13 protein-coding genes are annotated in these 15,143 nt (G+C 59.6%); 7 read left to right on the forward strand and 6 right to left on the reverse strand.

Annotated features, from left to right (window positions below; all coding sequences use genetic code 11):
* Nucleotides 1-18: 18 nt before the first annotated feature.
* The 3 genes from V6607_RS01880 to secB are packed head-to-tail and all read left to right on the forward strand — an operon-like array spanning nucleotide 19 to nucleotide 1,216.
* Entirely contained in the window at nucleotides 19-432 is a 414-nt protein-coding gene (locus V6607_RS01880; protein ID WP_003218014.1) for a rhodanese-like domain-containing protein, read from the forward strand.
* Between the two features lies 1 nt (nucleotide 433).
* On the forward strand, nucleotides 434-688 hold the full coding sequence (gene grxC, locus V6607_RS01885) for a glutaredoxin 3 (protein ID WP_003218011.1): 255 nt from the start codon (nucleotides 434-436) through the stop codon (nucleotides 686-688).
* Between the two features lie 42 nt (nucleotides 689-730).
* On the forward strand, nucleotides 731-1,216 hold the full coding sequence (gene secB / locus V6607_RS01890; protein ID WP_003218009.1) for a protein-export chaperone SecB: 486 nt from the start codon (nucleotides 731-733) through the stop codon (nucleotides 1,214-1,216).
* Nucleotides 1,217-1,348: 132 nt separating this feature from the next.
* Here the strand turns inward: secB and V6607_RS01895 are convergent, their stop codons facing one another.
* On the reverse strand, nucleotides 1,349-1,804 hold the full coding sequence (locus tag V6607_RS01895; RefSeq protein ID WP_003218007.1) for a tRNA (cytidine(34)-2'-O)-methyltransferase: 456 nt from the start codon (nucleotides 1,802-1,804) through the stop codon (nucleotides 1,349-1,351).
* Between V6607_RS01895 and V6607_RS01900 the strand changes: the two genes are divergently transcribed.
* Entirely contained in the window at nucleotides 1,803-2,243 is a 441-nt protein-coding gene (locus tag V6607_RS01900; RefSeq protein ID WP_134325590.1) for a hypothetical protein, read from the forward strand. The two genes, V6607_RS01895 and V6607_RS01900, sit on opposite strands and share 2 nt — an antisense overlap.
* 624 nt (nucleotides 2,244-2,867) lie before the next feature.
* Here the strand turns inward: V6607_RS01900 and ntrC are convergent.
* The 4 genes from ntrC to glnA form a co-directional block, all read right to left on the reverse strand.
* Nucleotides 2,868-4,304 carry a nitrogen regulation protein NR(I) gene (gene ntrC, locus V6607_RS01905; protein ID WP_003218003.1) on the reverse strand — a complete coding sequence of 479 codons (1,437 nt, stop codon included), beginning with the start codon at nucleotides 4,302-4,304 and terminating at the stop codon, nucleotides 2,868-2,870.
* Nucleotides 4,301-5,386, reverse strand: coding sequence for a nitrogen regulation protein NR(II) (glnL, locus tag V6607_RS01910; protein ID WP_003218001.1), 1,086 nt, complete (start codon nucleotides 5,384-5,386; stop codon nucleotides 4,301-4,303). The genes ntrC and glnL overlap by 4 nt, the downstream gene beginning before the upstream one ends.
* A 390-nt stretch (nucleotides 5,387-5,776) precedes the next feature.
* On the reverse strand, nucleotides 5,777-6,313 hold the full coding sequence (locus tag V6607_RS01915; protein WP_134325592.1) for a chorismate mutase: 537 nt from the start codon (nucleotides 6,311-6,313) through the stop codon (nucleotides 5,777-5,779).
* A 189-nt stretch (nucleotides 6,314-6,502) separates the two neighbouring features.
* A complete protein-coding gene (glnA, locus tag V6607_RS01920; RefSeq protein ID WP_003217999.1) occupies nucleotides 6,503-7,909 on the reverse strand; it encodes a glutamate--ammonia ligase in 1,407 nt (468 codons plus the stop codon).
* A 333-nt stretch (nucleotides 7,910-8,242) separates the two neighbouring features.
* On the opposite strand from glnA, the gene thiI reads away from it, so the two are divergent.
* Nucleotides 8,243-9,697: a tRNA uracil 4-sulfurtransferase ThiI gene (gene thiI, locus V6607_RS01925; RefSeq protein ID WP_023659343.1), complete on the forward strand. Its 1,455-nt coding sequence runs from the start codon at nucleotides 8,243-8,245 to the stop codon at nucleotides 9,695-9,697.
* A 139-nt stretch (nucleotides 9,698-9,836) separates the two neighbouring features.
* A complete protein-coding gene (gene typA / locus V6607_RS01930) occupies nucleotides 9,837-11,657 on the forward strand; it encodes a translational GTPase TypA (RefSeq protein ID WP_003217997.1) in 1,821 nt (606 codons plus the stop codon).
* 203 nt (nucleotides 11,658-11,860) lie between these two features.
* Here the strand turns inward: typA and V6607_RS01935 are convergent, their stop codons facing one another.
* Nucleotides 11,861-12,295: a YkgJ family cysteine cluster protein gene (locus V6607_RS01935; RefSeq protein WP_003217996.1), complete on the reverse strand. Its 435-nt coding sequence runs from the start codon at nucleotides 12,293-12,295 to the stop codon at nucleotides 11,861-11,863.
* Between the two features lie 235 nt (nucleotides 12,296-12,530).
* On the opposite strand from V6607_RS01935, the gene V6607_RS01940 reads away from it, so the two are divergent.
* Nucleotides 12,531-14,981 (forward strand): glycogen/starch/alpha-glucan phosphorylase, encoded by a 2,451-nt coding sequence (locus tag V6607_RS01940; protein WP_003217995.1) that lies wholly within the window; start codon nucleotides 12,531-12,533, stop codon nucleotides 14,979-14,981.
* Nucleotides 14,982-15,143 lie beyond the last annotated feature (162 nt).

Raw genomic sequence — 15,143 nt, forward strand, 5'->3', positions numbered from 1 at the left:
CGCCCTGGAACCTCCTTGATGGTTGATCACCTGATTGCATTTGCCACTACCCACTATTTGCTCGCTGGTGCGTTCGTCGTACTGCTGGCGCTGCTGATCGCTCACGAATTGAGCCGCGGTGGCCGCAGCCTCAGCACGTCCGAGCTGACCGCCCTGGTCAACAAGGATGAGGCCGTAGTGGTGGACATTCGTCCCGCCAAGGATTTCGCCGCCGGTCACATTGTCGGCGCGCTGAACATTCCCCAGGACAAACTGATTTCGCGCCTGGCCGAGCTGGAAAAGCACAAGGCCAAGACCATTATCCTGGTCGACGCCCAGGGCCAGCACTCCGGCACCCACGCCCGCGAGATGCTGAAAACCGGCTTCAACGCCGCCAAACTGTCGGGTGGTATTTCCAGCTGGCGTGGCGATAACCTGCCGCTGGTGAAGTGATATGAGCCAGGTTGTCGTTTATTCCAGCGATTATTGCCCTTATTGCATGCGGGCCAAGGCCCTGCTTGTGAAAAAGGGCGTTGTCTTCGAAGAGATCAAGGTTGATGGCAAGCCCCAGGTGCGCGCCGAGATGACCAAGAAAGCGGGACGCACGTCCGTGCCGCAGATCTGGATCGGTGACAAGCATGTCGGTGGTTGCGATGACCTGTTCGCACTCGAGCGCGCCGGTAAACTGGATGCGCTGCTTCACGTCTGACTCCTAACCCCTAAAAGACCCCAAGATCACGAAGGATCTGCGATGACTGACCAACAGAACACCGAAGCGGCAGCAGAAGAAGCTCAAGGCCCACAATTTTCCCTGCAGCGTATTTACGTGCGTGACTTGTCGTTCGAAGCGCCGAAAAGCCCGGCCATCTTCCGTCAGGAATGGACCCCGAGCGTTGCGCTGGACCTGAACACCCGTCAGAAGGCCCTGGAAGGTGACTTCCACGAGGTCGTGCTGACCCTGTCGGTCACCGTCAAGAACGGCGAAGAAGTGGCCTTCATTGCTGAAGTGCAACAGGCCGGTATCTTCCTGATCCAGGGCCTGGACGAAGCGTCCATGAGCCACACCCTGGGCGCGTTCTGCCCGAACATCCTGTTCCCGTATGCCCGTGAGACCCTGGACAGCCTGGTCACCCGTGGCTCGTTCCCGGCGCTGATGCTGGCTCCGGTGAACTTCGATGCCCTGTATGCGCAAGAGCTGCAGCGCATGCAACAGGAAGGCTCGCCAACGGTTCAGTAAGCTGTTCTGAGCAACGACGCCGATCCAATGTGGGAGCGGGCTTGCTCGCGAATGCGGTACTTCAGTCGATATCTTCGTTGACTGGCACTCCGCTTTCGCGAGCAAGCCCGCTCCCACATTCGTTATGCAGTGTTACTTGAACCCCAGTTGCCGCCAACCTTCGTAAACGGCGACGGCCACGGTATTGGACAGGTTCAGGCTGCGGCAGCCTTCGCGCATCGGCAACCGCAGGCGGTGGCCGTCTGGCAGGGCGTCGAGCACGTCTGCCGGCAGGCCGCGGCTTTCCGGGCCGAACAGGAAGGCGTCGCCTTCGGCAAAGCTGGCATCATGGAACGGCCGCGAACCCTTGGTGGTAAACGCGAACAACCGTGGGTGGTTCAGGCTTTCCAGGCAGCTGGCAAGGTCGGCGTGGCGTTGCAGGGTGGCGTACTCGTGGTAGTCCAGCCCGGCGCGGCGCAGGCGCTTGTCGTCCATGTCGAAACCCAAGGGCTCGATCAAATGCAGGTGGCAGCCACTGTTGGCGCACAGCCTGATAACGTTGCCGGTATTCGGCGGAATTTCTGGTTGAAAAAGGATGACGTGAAACATGCACGGCTCCGAAGGCAAAGATGCGCTGCATTCTACCCCTGAAGAAGACCCCAGGCCGAAGCTATTGCCACGGGTTTTAGGCTCGTTGGCGATTGTCGGCTTGATGGTAGGCCTGATGATCGGCCGGCTGACCACGCCAGACCCGGTTGAGCTGCAGCAGGTAGAGCCCGCCGCCGATGGCCTGGTGGTGTGGTTCAACAGCGAACCCAAGCTGCACGGCGAGCATATCGACGGCACCGTGGCGCTGCTGTTCGACGCGCTTGGCAAGGCCCAGGGCGGCCAATTGAAGCTCAATGACAAGGATGTGAACTGGCGCGTACGCAAGACCGATGGCGGCTTGCTGCTGAACCTGGTGGCGGCTCGGCCGTTGCGCGGGGAGTGGTCGGGAGAGAAGGCCGATGGACGCTGGCGGGTGGAGATCCATCTCCAGGAGCAATAAAAGAGGGAATCCCCGGCCTGCCTGTACCAAGGTTCCCAAAACGGGCTGGGGCTATGGGCGCGTTGCCTCATAAGCCCCGGGTGTAAAGAAGGGAGTTCCCGGCCTGCCTGTACCAGGGCTCCCAAAACGGGGTGAAGCCAAAGGCTTCGGTGTTAAAGAGGGAATCCCCGGCCTGCCTGTACCGAGGTTCCCGAAACGGGTGTGGGGCGCGACGCGATCCGCATCAAGCACCCCGGGTGTTAAAGAGGGGATTCTCGGCCTGCCTGTACCAAGGTCCCCGAAACTGGGTAGTAACAGGGTTATTGCAGGGCGCGTGCCAGAATTGCGAAGTGGCGCCAAAAAATTTCTTCAGAAAGCGCAAAGCCCCGGAATACGGGGCTTTGGCTTTTTTGGGTTTTAATATTTTCTTAACAAGGCATGGGTTTCAGGCGTTGGATAAGTGCGCGATGCCGGTTCGTGGTGCATTGAAGCGGTGCACAGTGCTGAAACCTTGTGGAGATCCAAATGTGGGAGCGGGCTTGCTCGCGAAGGCGGCGCGTCAGTCGATACGCATGTTGACTGAACCATCGCCTTCGCGAGCGAGCCCGCTCCCACACTGGATCTTCGGTGTACTTGAGGGATCAATCAGCCTTCATCGCCCTCATCATCATCCCCACCGTCAACCTTCATCCCCAGCTCCTTGATCTTGCGTGTCAGCGTATTGCGGCCCCAGCCCAGCAGCACGGCGGCGTCGCGACGACGTCCAGCAGTATGCTTGAGGGCGGTTTCGATCATGATCCGCTCGAAAGCCGGCACAGCGCTGTCCAGCAGGTTCGACTGGCCACGTGCCAGGGCCTGGTCGGCCCATTGGCGCAGCGCCTGCTCCCAGTTGGTCACCGGTGCCGAATCCTGCGGCAGGCTCAGCAGCTCAGGCGGCAGGTCGCTGATATGCACTTCGCGCCCCGAAGCCATCACCGTGATCCAGCGGCAGGTGTTCTCCAGCTGACGCACGTTGCCCGGCCATGGCAGGTTCTTCAGGTATTCCTCGGTCTCGCTTTTCAGCAGCTTCGGCTCGACGGCCAGCTCCTGGGCGGCGCGGCTGAGGAAGTGACGGGCCAGGGTCGGGATGTCCTCGCGGCGGTCCGACATCCGTGGGATGTGGATGCGGATCACGTTCAGGCGGTGGAACAAGTCTTCACGGAATTTCCCGGCGTGCACCAGGGTTTCCAGGTTCTGGTGCGTCGCCGCGATGATACGTACGTCGACCTTGACCGGCGTGTGCCCGCCTACCCGATAAAACTCGCCGTCGGCCAGGACCCGCAGCAAGCGCGTCTGGGTGTCGGCCGGCATGTCGCCGATTTCATCGAGGAACAGCGTGCCGCCGTCGGCCTGTTCAAAACGGCCACGGCGCAGGTTGGCTGCGCCGGTGAACGCGCCTTTTTCATGGCCGAACAGTTCCGACTCCATCAAGTCTTTCGGGATCGCCGCCATGTTCAGCGCAATGAACGGCGACGCCGCCCGTGGGCTGTGACGGTGCAGGGCGTGGGCCACCAGCTCTTTACCGGTACCCGACTCGCCGTTGATCAGCACGGTGATGTTGGAGTGGCTCAAGCGCCCGATGGCGCGAAACACTTCCTGCATCGCCGGCGCTTCGCCGATGATTTCCGGGGTACGGGTCAGGGCCGGCGGGGCTTCCTGGTTCTGCTGTTCCTGGGCGTGCTGGTTGGCGCGTTTTACCAGCGCCACCGCTTCGTCCACGTCGAACGGTTTTGGCAGGTATTCAAAGGCGCCGCCCTGATAGGACGCGACAGCGCTGTCCAGGTCCGAGTGCGCGGTCATGATGATCACCGGCAGGCGCGGGTGCTGCTCGCGAATCCGCGCCAGCAAGTCCAGGCCGCTGGCGCCGGGCATGCGGATGTCGGAGATGATCACATCGGGCTGCTGGCGAGCCAGGCGGCTCATCACCCCGTCGGCGCTGTCGAAGCTCTGGGTGGTCATGCCTTCCTGTTGCAAGGCTTTCTCCAGGACCCAGCGGATAGAACGGTCGTCATCGACGATCCAGACAGTTTCACTACGGCTCATGTCGATGGGGCTCCTTGTTCCAGTGGCAGAAAGATCGAGAAGGTGGTGTGACCGGGATGGCTCTCACATTCGATCAAACCCTGGTGCTGGCTGATGATGTTCTGGGTAATGGCCAGGCCGAGCCCGGTACCGTCCGGGCGGCCGCTGACCATTGGGAAAAAGATGGTTTCCTGCAGTTCTGCAGGGATGCCGGGGCCGTTGTCGATGATCTCGACCTTGGTCACCAGGCGATGGCGCACGTGGCCAATGGTGAACTGGCGCAGGGCACGGGTGCGCAGGCTGATGCGGCCCAGGCGCAGCTCGTTCTGGCTGCTGATGGCCTGCATGGCGTTACGCACGATATTGAGCACCGCCTGGATCATCTGCTCGCGGTCGATCAATACGTCGGGAATGCTCGGGTCGTAGTCGCGCACCAAGGTGATGCAGCCCTGGCTTTCGGCCTCCACCAACTGGCAAACCCGCTCCAGCACTTCGTGCACGTTGGTCATTGCCAGCGACGGCAGCTTGTTGGAGCCGAGCATGCGGTCTACCAGGTTACGCAGGCGGTCGGCTTCCTCGATGATGACGTTGGTGTAGTCCTTGAGGTTTTCGTCCGGCAGCTCGCGGGCCAGCAGTTGTGCGGCACCGCGAATCCCGCCCAGGGGGTTCTTGATCTCATGGGCCAGGCCGCGCACCAGCATCTTGCTGGTTTCCTGCTTGGACAGCTGCGCCTCTTCCTTGGTGATGCGCAGCAGGCGATCGCGGGGATGCACCTCCAGCAGCAACAAGGTGGCGCCGTGGCTGAGGATCGGTGTTACCGCGTAGTCGACGGTGAGGGTCTGGCCGGTGAGGGCGGTGAGCATCGCTTCGCGCTTGGTGAACGGGTGCGCCTGCTCCACGGCCTGGCGCAACGAGCTCAAGGCCTCGGCCGACTCAGTGAACAGCTCACTGATGAATTGCCCATGGCTGCGCTGCCCGCTGATGGCCAGCAGCATCTCCGCCGCCGGGTTCATGTACTCAAGGCGCAGTTCGTCATTGAGCAGAATGGTCGCGGTGGTCAGGTTGTCGAGTAACAGGCGGTGCAGTGCGTCGCTGATGGTCATTAGGACCTCTTTTGGAGCAAGGCGCGGGCTTGAGGCACACGCTGATACAAGGAAAATGCAAAAACCAAACCAAAGCTCCGAAAAGAAGCGTTAAAGCCCTGAAATGGGGGCTTAAGGCGCGAAACTGTGGCGTTCTGCCAGCTTGGACGGGAAGTTTCGAACCAAAATGGGTTGCGTAAGTGGGAAGGGTGCAGCGTATCGCACCAATATAGTGCGGTTTTGAAAAGTCTGTTCAGGAAGCTGGTGGCAGCGACTGATTGGCTGAATGGGTCGGATCTAAATTGTGGGAGCGGGCTTGCTCGCGAAGGCGGCGTGTCAGTCATGCATATATCAACTGACACACCGCCATGCGAGCAAGCCCGCTCCCACATTTTGATGGGGTTCGCAATTTTAGATTTTATAGATACACAGCTCGGCAGTGGCGCGGATCATTGCCAGCTGGTGCAGCGAGTCTTTGGCAGGTGCGTGATTGGCCTGGGCCAGCCATTGCGGGCATTGCGGGTTGGTGCGCTCCGGGGTGAAGTCCGCCAGCTGTTGCAGCAGGCGTTTTTGCAGCAGGTCCAGTTTAGGGCGGATCTGGCCGACCAGATCCGGGCGTGGGTCATTCGGCGCCTTGCCTTGCAGCTGCCAGTCGGAAAGGTGGGCGTACTGCACCAGTTTGTTCGCCTCGATCTGGGCCGAGAAAAACTGCTCGGCCTGTGCCGGTGCCAGTTTGTAGCTCGGCGCCTGGGCGACGACGCTGGCGATCACGTCCTGCTCCCGTGGGCGGTCTTCGACGGGCTTGTGGCTGTCCCATTTGCTCAGGGCCACCTGGTCGGCAATCGCCAGGCGTTCGGCAATGCTGTCGAGCAGCGGGGCGAGGGTGGGTGGTGCTGCGAATACATTGGCGCTGATGGCCAGCAAGATGAACCCAATTTTGAGTTTCAAGGCAGATCCCTCTTCTGTAGGGGCGAGCTTGCTCGCGAAGGTCGTTAACGATAACGCGTAAATATTGAAGAAATGCGGCGCCTTTGAATTTTTCGTGGGCAAGCCCGCTCCAACAGGGTTTTGCGGGCAAAAAAAAGACCTCCCGAAGGAGGCCTTTTTCATCACGCCGCGTTACGCAGCGCTACCGGATCAGCAGCTGTAGTACAGCTCGTATTCCAGTGGGTGTACGAAGGTGCGGACCTTGATTTCTTCTTCGCTTTTCAGGGCGATGTAGGCATCGATAAAGTCGTCGCTGAACACGCCGCCTTTGGTCAGGAACGCACGGCCCTTGTCCAGCTCTTCCAGGGCTTCTTTCAGGCTGCCGCACACTTGTGGGATCTCTTTGGCCTCTTCAGGCGGCAGGTCGTACAAGTTTTTGTCGGCGGCATCGCCAGGGTGGATCTTGTTCTGGATACCGTCCAGGCCGGCCATGACCAGGGCAGCGAAGGCCAGGTACGGGTTGGCTGCCGGATCCGGGAAACGGGCTTCGATACGGCGAGCGCGAGGGCTGGACACGTAAGGAATACGGATCGAAGCGGAACGGTTGCGAGCCGAGTAGGCGAGCATTACCGGAGCTTCGAAACCTGGGACCAGACGCTTGTAGGAGTTGGTCGATGGGTTGGTGAAGCCGTTCAGGGCCTTACCGTGCTTGATGATACCGCCGATGAAGTACAGGGCAGTGTCGGACAGGCCGGCATAACCTTCGCCAGCGAAGGTGTTCTTGCCTTCTTTGGCGATGGACAGGTGAACGTGCATACCCGAACCGTTATCGCCGTACAGAGGCTTAGGCATGAAGGTAGCGGTACGGCCGTAGGCATCAGCCACGTTGTGTACGCAGTACTTCAGGGTCTGAACTTCGTCAGCCTTGGCAACCAGGGTGTTGAACTTCACGCCGATTTCGTTCTGGCCGGCAGTCGCCACTTCGTGGTGGTGAACTTCGATGACCAGGCCCATCTCTTCCATGGCGTTGCACATGGAGGTACGGATTTCGTGGTCGTGGTCGAACGGAGGAACCGGGAAGTAGCCGCCTTTGATACCTGGACGGTGGCCTTTGTTGCCGCCTTCCACGTCCTGGTCGGACATCCACGAACCTTGTTCGGAGAAGATCTTGAACATGGAGCCAGAGATGTCGGACTTGAACTTGACCGAATCAAAGATGAAGAATTCTGGTTCCGGGCCTACGAATACGGTGTCGCCGATACCGGTCGACTTCAGGTATTCCTCGGCACGCTTGGCGATCGCACGTGGGTCACGGTCGTAGCCCTGCATGGTCGAAGGCTCGATCACGTCGCAGACGATGATCAAGGTTGGGTCTTCGGTGAACGGGTCGAGTACGGCAGTGCTGTCGTCCGGCATCAGGATCATGTCGGAAGCTTCGATGCCTTTCCAGCCGGCAATGGAGGAGCCGTCGAACATTTTGCCTTCTTCGAAGAAGGCGTCATCCAGCGCGTCGCGAGCCGGCATGGTCACGTGGTGCTGAGTGCCTTTGGTGTCCGTGAAGCGCAGATCAATCCATTTGACGTCATGATCTTTGATGAGTTGAACCGACTTCGACATAGTGTCCTCCGGGTGGCTTCGGGCTGGGGTAGTGGAGTAGCCCTTAGAATGTGGGTGATGCCGGCGCGAATACTCGACCAAGGCAACCTGCCTCACAAGAGAGCAAATTGCATGCCAGTGCCCCGACATGGGTTTTTTGCCACAAAAACGCCCCTATAAAGGTGCAATCCGCTGAAACGGAAGAAATTGCGCACCGCAATGTAGCGCTTATTTTGGTTTATGACCCGTTTTGGTGCGCGAAAGGTCAGTTGCATATTAACTGGTTAAACCTTGAGCGATTTCCGCTATAATCCGCGCCCCCCTTTTTCGGCTGGGCCTGCGCGCGCTGTTTTCATGAAATTAATCGTTAAAGTCTTCCCCGAGATCACCATCAAGAGCCGACCGGTACGGATGCGTTTCATCCGTCAATTGGCCAAGAACATCCGTGCCGTGCTCCGCGATCTGGACCCGGCTGTGGTGGTGAATGGTGTGTGGGACAATCTCGAGCTGGAAACCCGCCTCACAGACCCCAAGGCCCTGAAGGACATGACCGAGCGCCTGAGCTGCGTGCCGGGCATCGCGCATTTCCTGCAGGTCGACGAGTACCCGCTGGGCGACTTCGACGACATCACCGAAAAGTGCAAGCAGCACTACGGCGATGTGCTGGCAGGCAAGGTGTTTTCAGTGCGTTGCAAACGCGCCGGCAAGCACCCGTTCAGCTCCATGGATGTCGAGAAATATGTGGGCAGCAAGCTGCGTCGCGAGTGCGGCGCTGCCGGAATTTCCCTGAAAGAGCCGCAAATTGAAGTGCGGATGGAAATTCGCGACCAACGGTTGTTTGTGATCCACAGCCAGCACGACAGCATCGGCGGCTACCCGCTGGGTGCCCTGGAACAGACCCTGGTATTGATGTCCGGCGGTTTCGATTCCACTGTCGCGGCCTACCAGATCATGCGCCGCGGGCTGATGAGCCACTTCTGCTTCTTCAACCTGGGCGGGCGTGCACACGAATTGGGCGTGATGGAAGTCGCGCATTACATCTGGAAGAAGTACGGCAGCTCGCAACGGGTGCTGTTTGTCAGCGTACCGTTCGAGGAAGTCCTGGGAGAAATTCTCGGGAAAGTCGATAACAGTCATATGGGCGTAGTATTGAAGCGTATGATGTTACGCGCTGCGTCCCGAATCGCGGATCGGCTGGAAATCGACGCACTGGTCACCGGTGAAGCGATTTCCCAGGTGTCCAGCCAGACCCTGCCGAACCTGTCGTTGATCGACTCTGTGACCGAGAAGCTGGTACTGCGCCCGCTGATCGCCAGTCACAAGCAAGACATCATCGACCTGGCGACCCAGATCGGCACGGCGGATTTCGCCAAGCACATGCCGGAATATTGCGGGGTCATCTCGGTGAACCCCAAGACCCACGCCAAGCGCAACCGCGTGGAGTACGAAGAACAACAGTTCGATATGGCGGTGCTCGAGCGTGCGCTTGAGAACGCCAAGCTGGTGCCGATCGATCGGGTTATCGACGAATTGGGCCAGGATTTGCAGATCGAAGAAGTCAGCGAGGCTCTGGCCGGTCAGATCATCATCGACATCCGTCACCCGGATGCCGCTGAAGACGAGCCGCTGGAAATTGCTGGCATCGACGTACAAACGCTGCCGTTCTATGCATTGAATGCGCGTTTCAAGGAACTGGATGACAGCCGTCAGTACCTGTTGTATTGCGACAAAGGCGTGATGAGTCGCCTGCATGCCCACCATTTGCTCAGTGAGGGGCATGCCAATGTGCGCGTTTATCGACCGAGCTAAGAGCCCGGGGCTGTTTGCCTGTGGCCTGCGTCACCGGCCCCCCGACTCTGCCGTCAAGCTGTAACGGCAAGGCCTGACTCTACTGTTAATCGCTGCCACGACCTGTCAGCACACCGAATCCTCTGATCGAGATACACAAGTGATCGAAAATCTACGCAACATCGCCATCATTGCTCACGTTGACCATGGTAAGACCACCCTGGTAGACAAACTCTTGCGTCAATCCGGCACCCTGGAGCGCAACGAGCTCAACGACGAGCGCGTGATGGACTCCAACGACCAGGAGAAAGAGCGCGGTATTACCATTCTGGCGAAAAACACCGCCATCAACTGGAACGGCTACCACATCAACATCGTGGATACCCCGGGCCACGCCGACTTCGGCGGCGAAGTTGAACGCGTAATGTCGATGGTTGACTCCGTTCTGCTGCTGGTTGACGCTCAAGACGGCCCTATGCCGCAAACCCGTTTCGTGACCAAGAAGGCTTTCGAAGCCGGCCTGCGTCCGATCGTGTGCATCAACAAGGTTGACCGTCCAGGCGCGCGTCCGGACTGGGTTCTGGACCAGATCTTCGACCTGTTCGACAACCTGGGTGCCACCGAAGAACAGCTGGACTTCAAAGTCGTCTACGCCTCGGCCCTGAACGGCATTGCCGGTCTGGAACACACCGACATGGCTGAAGACATGACCCCGCTGTACCAGTCGATCGTCGACAACGTACCGGCTCCGAAAGTTGACCGTGAAGGCCCGTTCCAGATGCAAATCTCGGCACTGGACTACAACAGCTTCCTGGGTGTTATCGGTGTTGGCCGTATCGCTCGTGGTAGCGTCAAGCCGAACACTCCGGTGGTCGCCATCGGCGCCGACGGCAAGAAGCGCAACGGTCGTATCCTGAAGCTGATGGGTCACCACGGCCTGCACCGCATCGACGTTGAAGAAGCGTTTGCCGGTGACATCGTGTGTGTGAGCGGTATGGACTCGCTGTTCATCTCCGACACCCTGTGCCAGCCGGACAACGTCGAGGCGATGAAGCCTCTGACCGTTGACGAGCCGACCGTTTCCATGACCTTCCAGGTAAACGACTCGCCTTTCTGCGGTAAAGAAGGCAAGTTCGTGACTTCCCGTAACATCAAGGAACGTCTGGACAAAGAGCTGCTGTACAACGTTGCTCTGCGCGTTGAAGAAGGCGACTCGGCTGACAAGTTCAAGGTTTCCGGCCGTGGTGAGCTGCACCTCTCGGTACTGATCGAAACCATGCGTCGCGAAGGCTTCGAAATGGGCGTTGGTCGTCCTGAAGTGATCATCCGTCAGGTTGACGGCGTGAAGCAGGAACCGTTTGAAAACGTCACCATCGACACCCCTGAAGAATCCCAGGGCAAGGTCATGGAAGAGATGGGCCTGCGTAAGGGCGACCTGACCAACATGGTGCCGGATGGCAAAGGCCGTGTGCGTCTGGAATACAACATCCCTGCTCGTGGTCTGATCGGTTTCCGTAACCAGTTCCTGACCCTGACCAACGGTGCTGGCATCCTGACCTCGATCTTCGATCGCTACGACACCATGAAGTCCGGCGACATGTCCGGCCGTCAGAACGGTGTTCTGGTATCGGTAGAAACCGGCAAGGCGCTGACCTACTCCCTGGAAACCCTCCAGGCGCGTGGCAAGCTGTTCGTTGAACACGGTCAAGAGATCTACAACGGTCAGATCGTTGGCCTGAACAGCCGTGACAACGACATGGGCGTCAACCCAACCAAAGGCAAGAAGCTCGACAACATGCGTGCTTCGGGTAAAGACGAAACCATCGCTCTGGTTCCACCTGTTCGCTTCACCCTGGAACAGGCTCTGGAATTCATCCAGGACGACGAGCTGTGCGAAGTTACGCCTAAGTCGATCCGCCTGCGTAAGAAGATCCTGGACGAAGGCGAGCGTACCCGCGCTGCCAAGAAAGCCAAGAACTGAGTTAACTCAGGCTGAATGAAAAACGCCCCCGGTCGAAAGGCCGGGGGCGTTTTTTTATGCCTGCAATATCTGTAGTGACTGTGCGGGCCCCTTCGCGAGCAAGCCCGCTCCCACATTCGACCGCGTTTTCTCAGGATGAGTAAGGTCAAGTGTGGGAGCGGGCTTGCTCGCGAAAGCGGTAGTTCAGGTAATAAGAATCTGGATCAGAACTTGTCGAGGGTCTTGAACCTGGTCTCGCGCACCACTTCCTTCGGCTTGTACGCGCAATACCCCGGGCGCGGCCCGATTTTCGGGTGATTGCGGCAAGTATCCGGGCGCTTGTCATAAATAGTGCAGAAGCGGCTCTTACGATCCAGGTACAGGCAATCGTTGTTGCTCATGCGCTGCAGGGTGAAGATCTCGGATTTGGCGTTGAAGCGCTCGACGATGCCTTCCTTCTGCAAGCGCTTGGCGATGTTCTTCGGCGGGTCGCCACGCTCGAACTCATCGACGATGCCGATGCGGATCAGGTCCTTGATCTTCACCTCAACCGGCAGGGTGCAGCAGCTCGACACACAGCCGCCACACATATGGCTTGAGTATTTCTGCCAGGTCTCGAGACGGTCGAGTTCCGCGGCGGCGATCAGTTGAGGCTTCATCAGGTTTCCAAGAGGGGTGTTATCCGGCGCGGGATCATACCGGAACTGGTGGTTTTTTGAACAATATCTTCCAGCTTTCAGCTCGAAGGCTGTGCCGGGCCACAAACGGGCACGGCCCCTGCATCAAATTCCCGCAAAGGTGAATGAGTTAAAAAACTGCCGAACCAGAGCGTCTACCGTCTGTCAGACCGTCTAGGCTCTAGCAACTCCTTCTATCTCGCCCGAGGTCGCATCGATGTCTCAGGAACCGCTTGTACGAGAAGCAGAGGTAGCCGCATTTCGCGATGCCGTCTTGACCAAACTTACCTATGCGGTGGGCAAGGACCCCGACCACGCCTTCGACCACGATTGGTTTGAAGCCATCGCACTGGCCGCCCGCGACCACATGGTCGACCACTGGATGGACCACACGCGGCACATCTACCGCAAGGGACAGAAGCGGGTCTATTACCTCTCGCTGGAATTCCTGATCGGCCGTCTGCTCTACGACAGCCTGAGCAACCTTGGCTTGCTGGACGTGGCCCGTGAGGCCATGAGCGAGTTGGGTGTGGACATGGAGCGCATTCGCCTGCTGGAGCCCGACGCGGCCCTGGGCAACGGTGGCCTTGGCCGCCTGGCGGCCTGCTTCATGGAAAGCATGTCGACCCTGGGTATTGCCGGCCATGGCTATGGCATTCGGTATGAGCACGGGCTGTTTCGCCAGGCGATTGTCGATGGCTGGCAGCAGGAGCAAACCGAACGCTGGCTGGATTTCGGCAACCCCTGGGAGTTCGAGCGCGCCGAAGTGATCTACCCGATCGGCTTTGGCGGTGGTGTGGAAACCGTGCTGGACGCGTCCGGCAAGTCGATCCAGGTCTGGTCGCCAAATGAAACCGTACGCGCGGTGGCGTATGACACCCCGGTCGTCGGCTGGCGCGGCGCCAGCGTCAACACCCTGCGCCTGTGGCGCGCCCGGGCCGTCGAAGACCTGCACCTGGAGCGCTTCAACGCCGGTGACCACCTGGGCGCCGTCGCCGAAGTGGCCCGCGCCGAAAGCATCTCCCGAGTGCTTTACCCGGCCGACAGCACCGAAGCAGGGCAGGAGCTGCGCCTGCGCCAGGAGTACTTCTTCGTCTCCGCCTCGTTGCAGGATCTGCTGCGTCGCCACAAGAACATGCACGGCTCGGTATTGAGCCTGGGCGAGCACGCGGCCATCCAGCTTAACGACACTCACCCCTCGATCGCGGTGGCCGAGTTGATGCGTCAGTTGGTGGACCTGCACGACATCCCGTGGGATGCCGCCTGGGACGTCACCGTCGAAACGCTGTCGTACACCAACCACACCTTGCTCCCCGAGGCGTTGGAAACCTGGCCAGTCGGCCTGATGGAGCGCATGCTGCCGCGGCACATGCAGATCATCTACCTGATCAACGCCCAGCATATCGACTCGCTGCGGGCCAAGGGCATCCATGACTTCGACGTGCTGCGTGCCGTCTCGCTGATCGAAGAAGACAACGGTCGCCGCGTACGCATGGGCAACCTGGCGTTCCTCGGCTCCCACAGTGTCAACGGCGTATCCGGCCTGCACACGCAACTGATGCGCAGCACGGTGTTCTCCGAACTGCACAAGCTCTACCCGGACCGCATCAACAACAAAACCAACGGCATTACCTTCCGCCGCTGGCTGTACCAGGCCAACCCCAAGCTCACGGCGATGCTGGTGGAGGCACTGGGCCCGGACGTGCTGGATAACCCCGAACAGCGCCTGGCAGACCTGGAACCGTTTGCCGAGAAGCAAGCCTTTCGCAAGGCCTTCGCCGAACAGCGCCTGCACAGTAAGCGGGCACTGGCCGACATCATTCACGAGCGCCTGGGGATTTCGGTCAACCCGGCGGCGATGTTCGATGTGCAGGTCAAGCGGATCCACGAGTACAAGCGCCAGCTGCTGAACCTGATGCACACCGTCGCGCTGTACCAGGCGATCCGGGCCGAGCCGGGCACCGACTGGGTGCCGCGGGTGAAGATCTTCGCCGGCAAGGCCGCGGCCAGCTATCACCAGGCCAAGCTGATCATCAAGCTGACCAACGACATCGCCCGTACCGTCAACAACGACCCTACCGTGCGCGGGTTGCTCAAGGTGGTATTCCTGCCCAACTACAACGTGAGCCTGGCGGAAAGCATCATTCCGGCGGCCGACTTGTCGGAGCAGATTTCCACCGCCGGCTTTGAAGCCTCGGGCACCAGCAACATGAAATTCGGCCTCAACGGCGCGCTGACCATCGGCACCATGGACGGCGCCAACGTCGAGATGCACGAGCGCGTGGGTGCCGACCACATGTTCATCTTCGGCCTCAGCGCCCAGCAGGTGGAAGCGCGCAAACACGCGGGCGAATTCAACGCCGGGCCAGAGATCGCCGCGTCCCATCGCTTGAATGATGTGCTGCAAGCGATTCGTGGCGGGGTGTTCTCACCGGATGATCCGGGCCGTTATGCCGGGTTGGTGGATTCGCTGATCGACTACGACCGCTTCCTGGTCTGTGCCGACTTCGATTCCTACTGGGATGCCCAGGCGCGGGTCGAGGCCCATTGGCACGACTCCAAGGAATGGTGGCGTTCGGCGGTGCTCAATACCGCGCGCATGGGCTGGTTCTCGTCGGACCGGACCATCCGCGAATACGCGACGGAAATCTGGAAAGCGTTGGATTAGACACTGCAATAAAAAATGTGGGAGCGGGCTTGCTCGCGAAAGCGCAGCGTCAGTCGACAAATTTGTGACTGATCCACCGCCTTCGCGAGCAAGCCCGCTCCCACATGGGGTCCGTGTCGATATACTGAGCATCGCCTTTGCCCGCTTCGGGCTGCTTAGGGA

Source organism: Pseudomonas sp. KK18, assembly GCF_037094675.1.
Classification (GTDB): domain Bacteria; phylum Pseudomonadota; class Gammaproteobacteria; order Pseudomonadales; family Pseudomonadaceae; genus Aquipseudomonas.

Excerpts from the sequence above, each read along its gene's own strand:
- glnL (WP_003218001.1), bottom strand. The coding sequence starts at position 5,386 with ATGACCATCAGCGACGCACTGCACCGCCTGTTACTCGACAACCTGACC.
- grxC (WP_003218011.1), top strand. The coding sequence starts at position 434 with ATGAGCCAGGTTGTCGTTTATTCCAGCGATTATTGCCCTTATTGCATG.
- V6607_RS01880 (WP_003218014.1), top strand. The coding sequence starts at position 19 with ATGGTTGATCACCTGATTGCATTTGCCACTACCCACTATTTGCTCGCT.
- V6607_RS01935 (WP_003217996.1), bottom strand. The coding sequence starts at position 12,295 with ATGAAGCCTCAACTGATCGCCGCCGCGGAACTCGACCGTCTCGAGACC.
- ntrC (WP_003218003.1), bottom strand. The coding sequence starts at position 4,304 with ATGAGCCGTAGTGAAACTGTCTGGATCGTCGATGACGACCGTTCTATC.
- glnA (WP_003217999.1), bottom strand. The coding sequence starts at position 7,909 with ATGTCGAAGTCGGTTCAACTCATCAAAGATCATGACGTCAAATGGATT.
- secB (WP_003218009.1), top strand. The coding sequence starts at position 731 with ATGACTGACCAACAGAACACCGAAGCGGCAGCAGAAGAAGCTCAAGGC.
- thiI (WP_023659343.1), top strand. The coding sequence starts at position 8,243 with ATGAAATTAATCGTTAAAGTCTTCCCCGAGATCACCATCAAGAGCCGA.
- V6607_RS01895 (WP_003218007.1), bottom strand. The coding sequence starts at position 1,804 with ATGTTTCACGTCATCCTTTTTCAACCAGAAATTCCGCCGAATACCGGC.
- V6607_RS01940 (WP_003217995.1), top strand. The coding sequence starts at position 12,531 with ATGTCTCAGGAACCGCTTGTACGAGAAGCAGAGGTAGCCGCATTTCGC.
- V6607_RS01900 (WP_134325590.1), top strand. The coding sequence starts at position 1,803 with ATGCACGGCTCCGAAGGCAAAGATGCGCTGCATTCTACCCCTGAAGAA.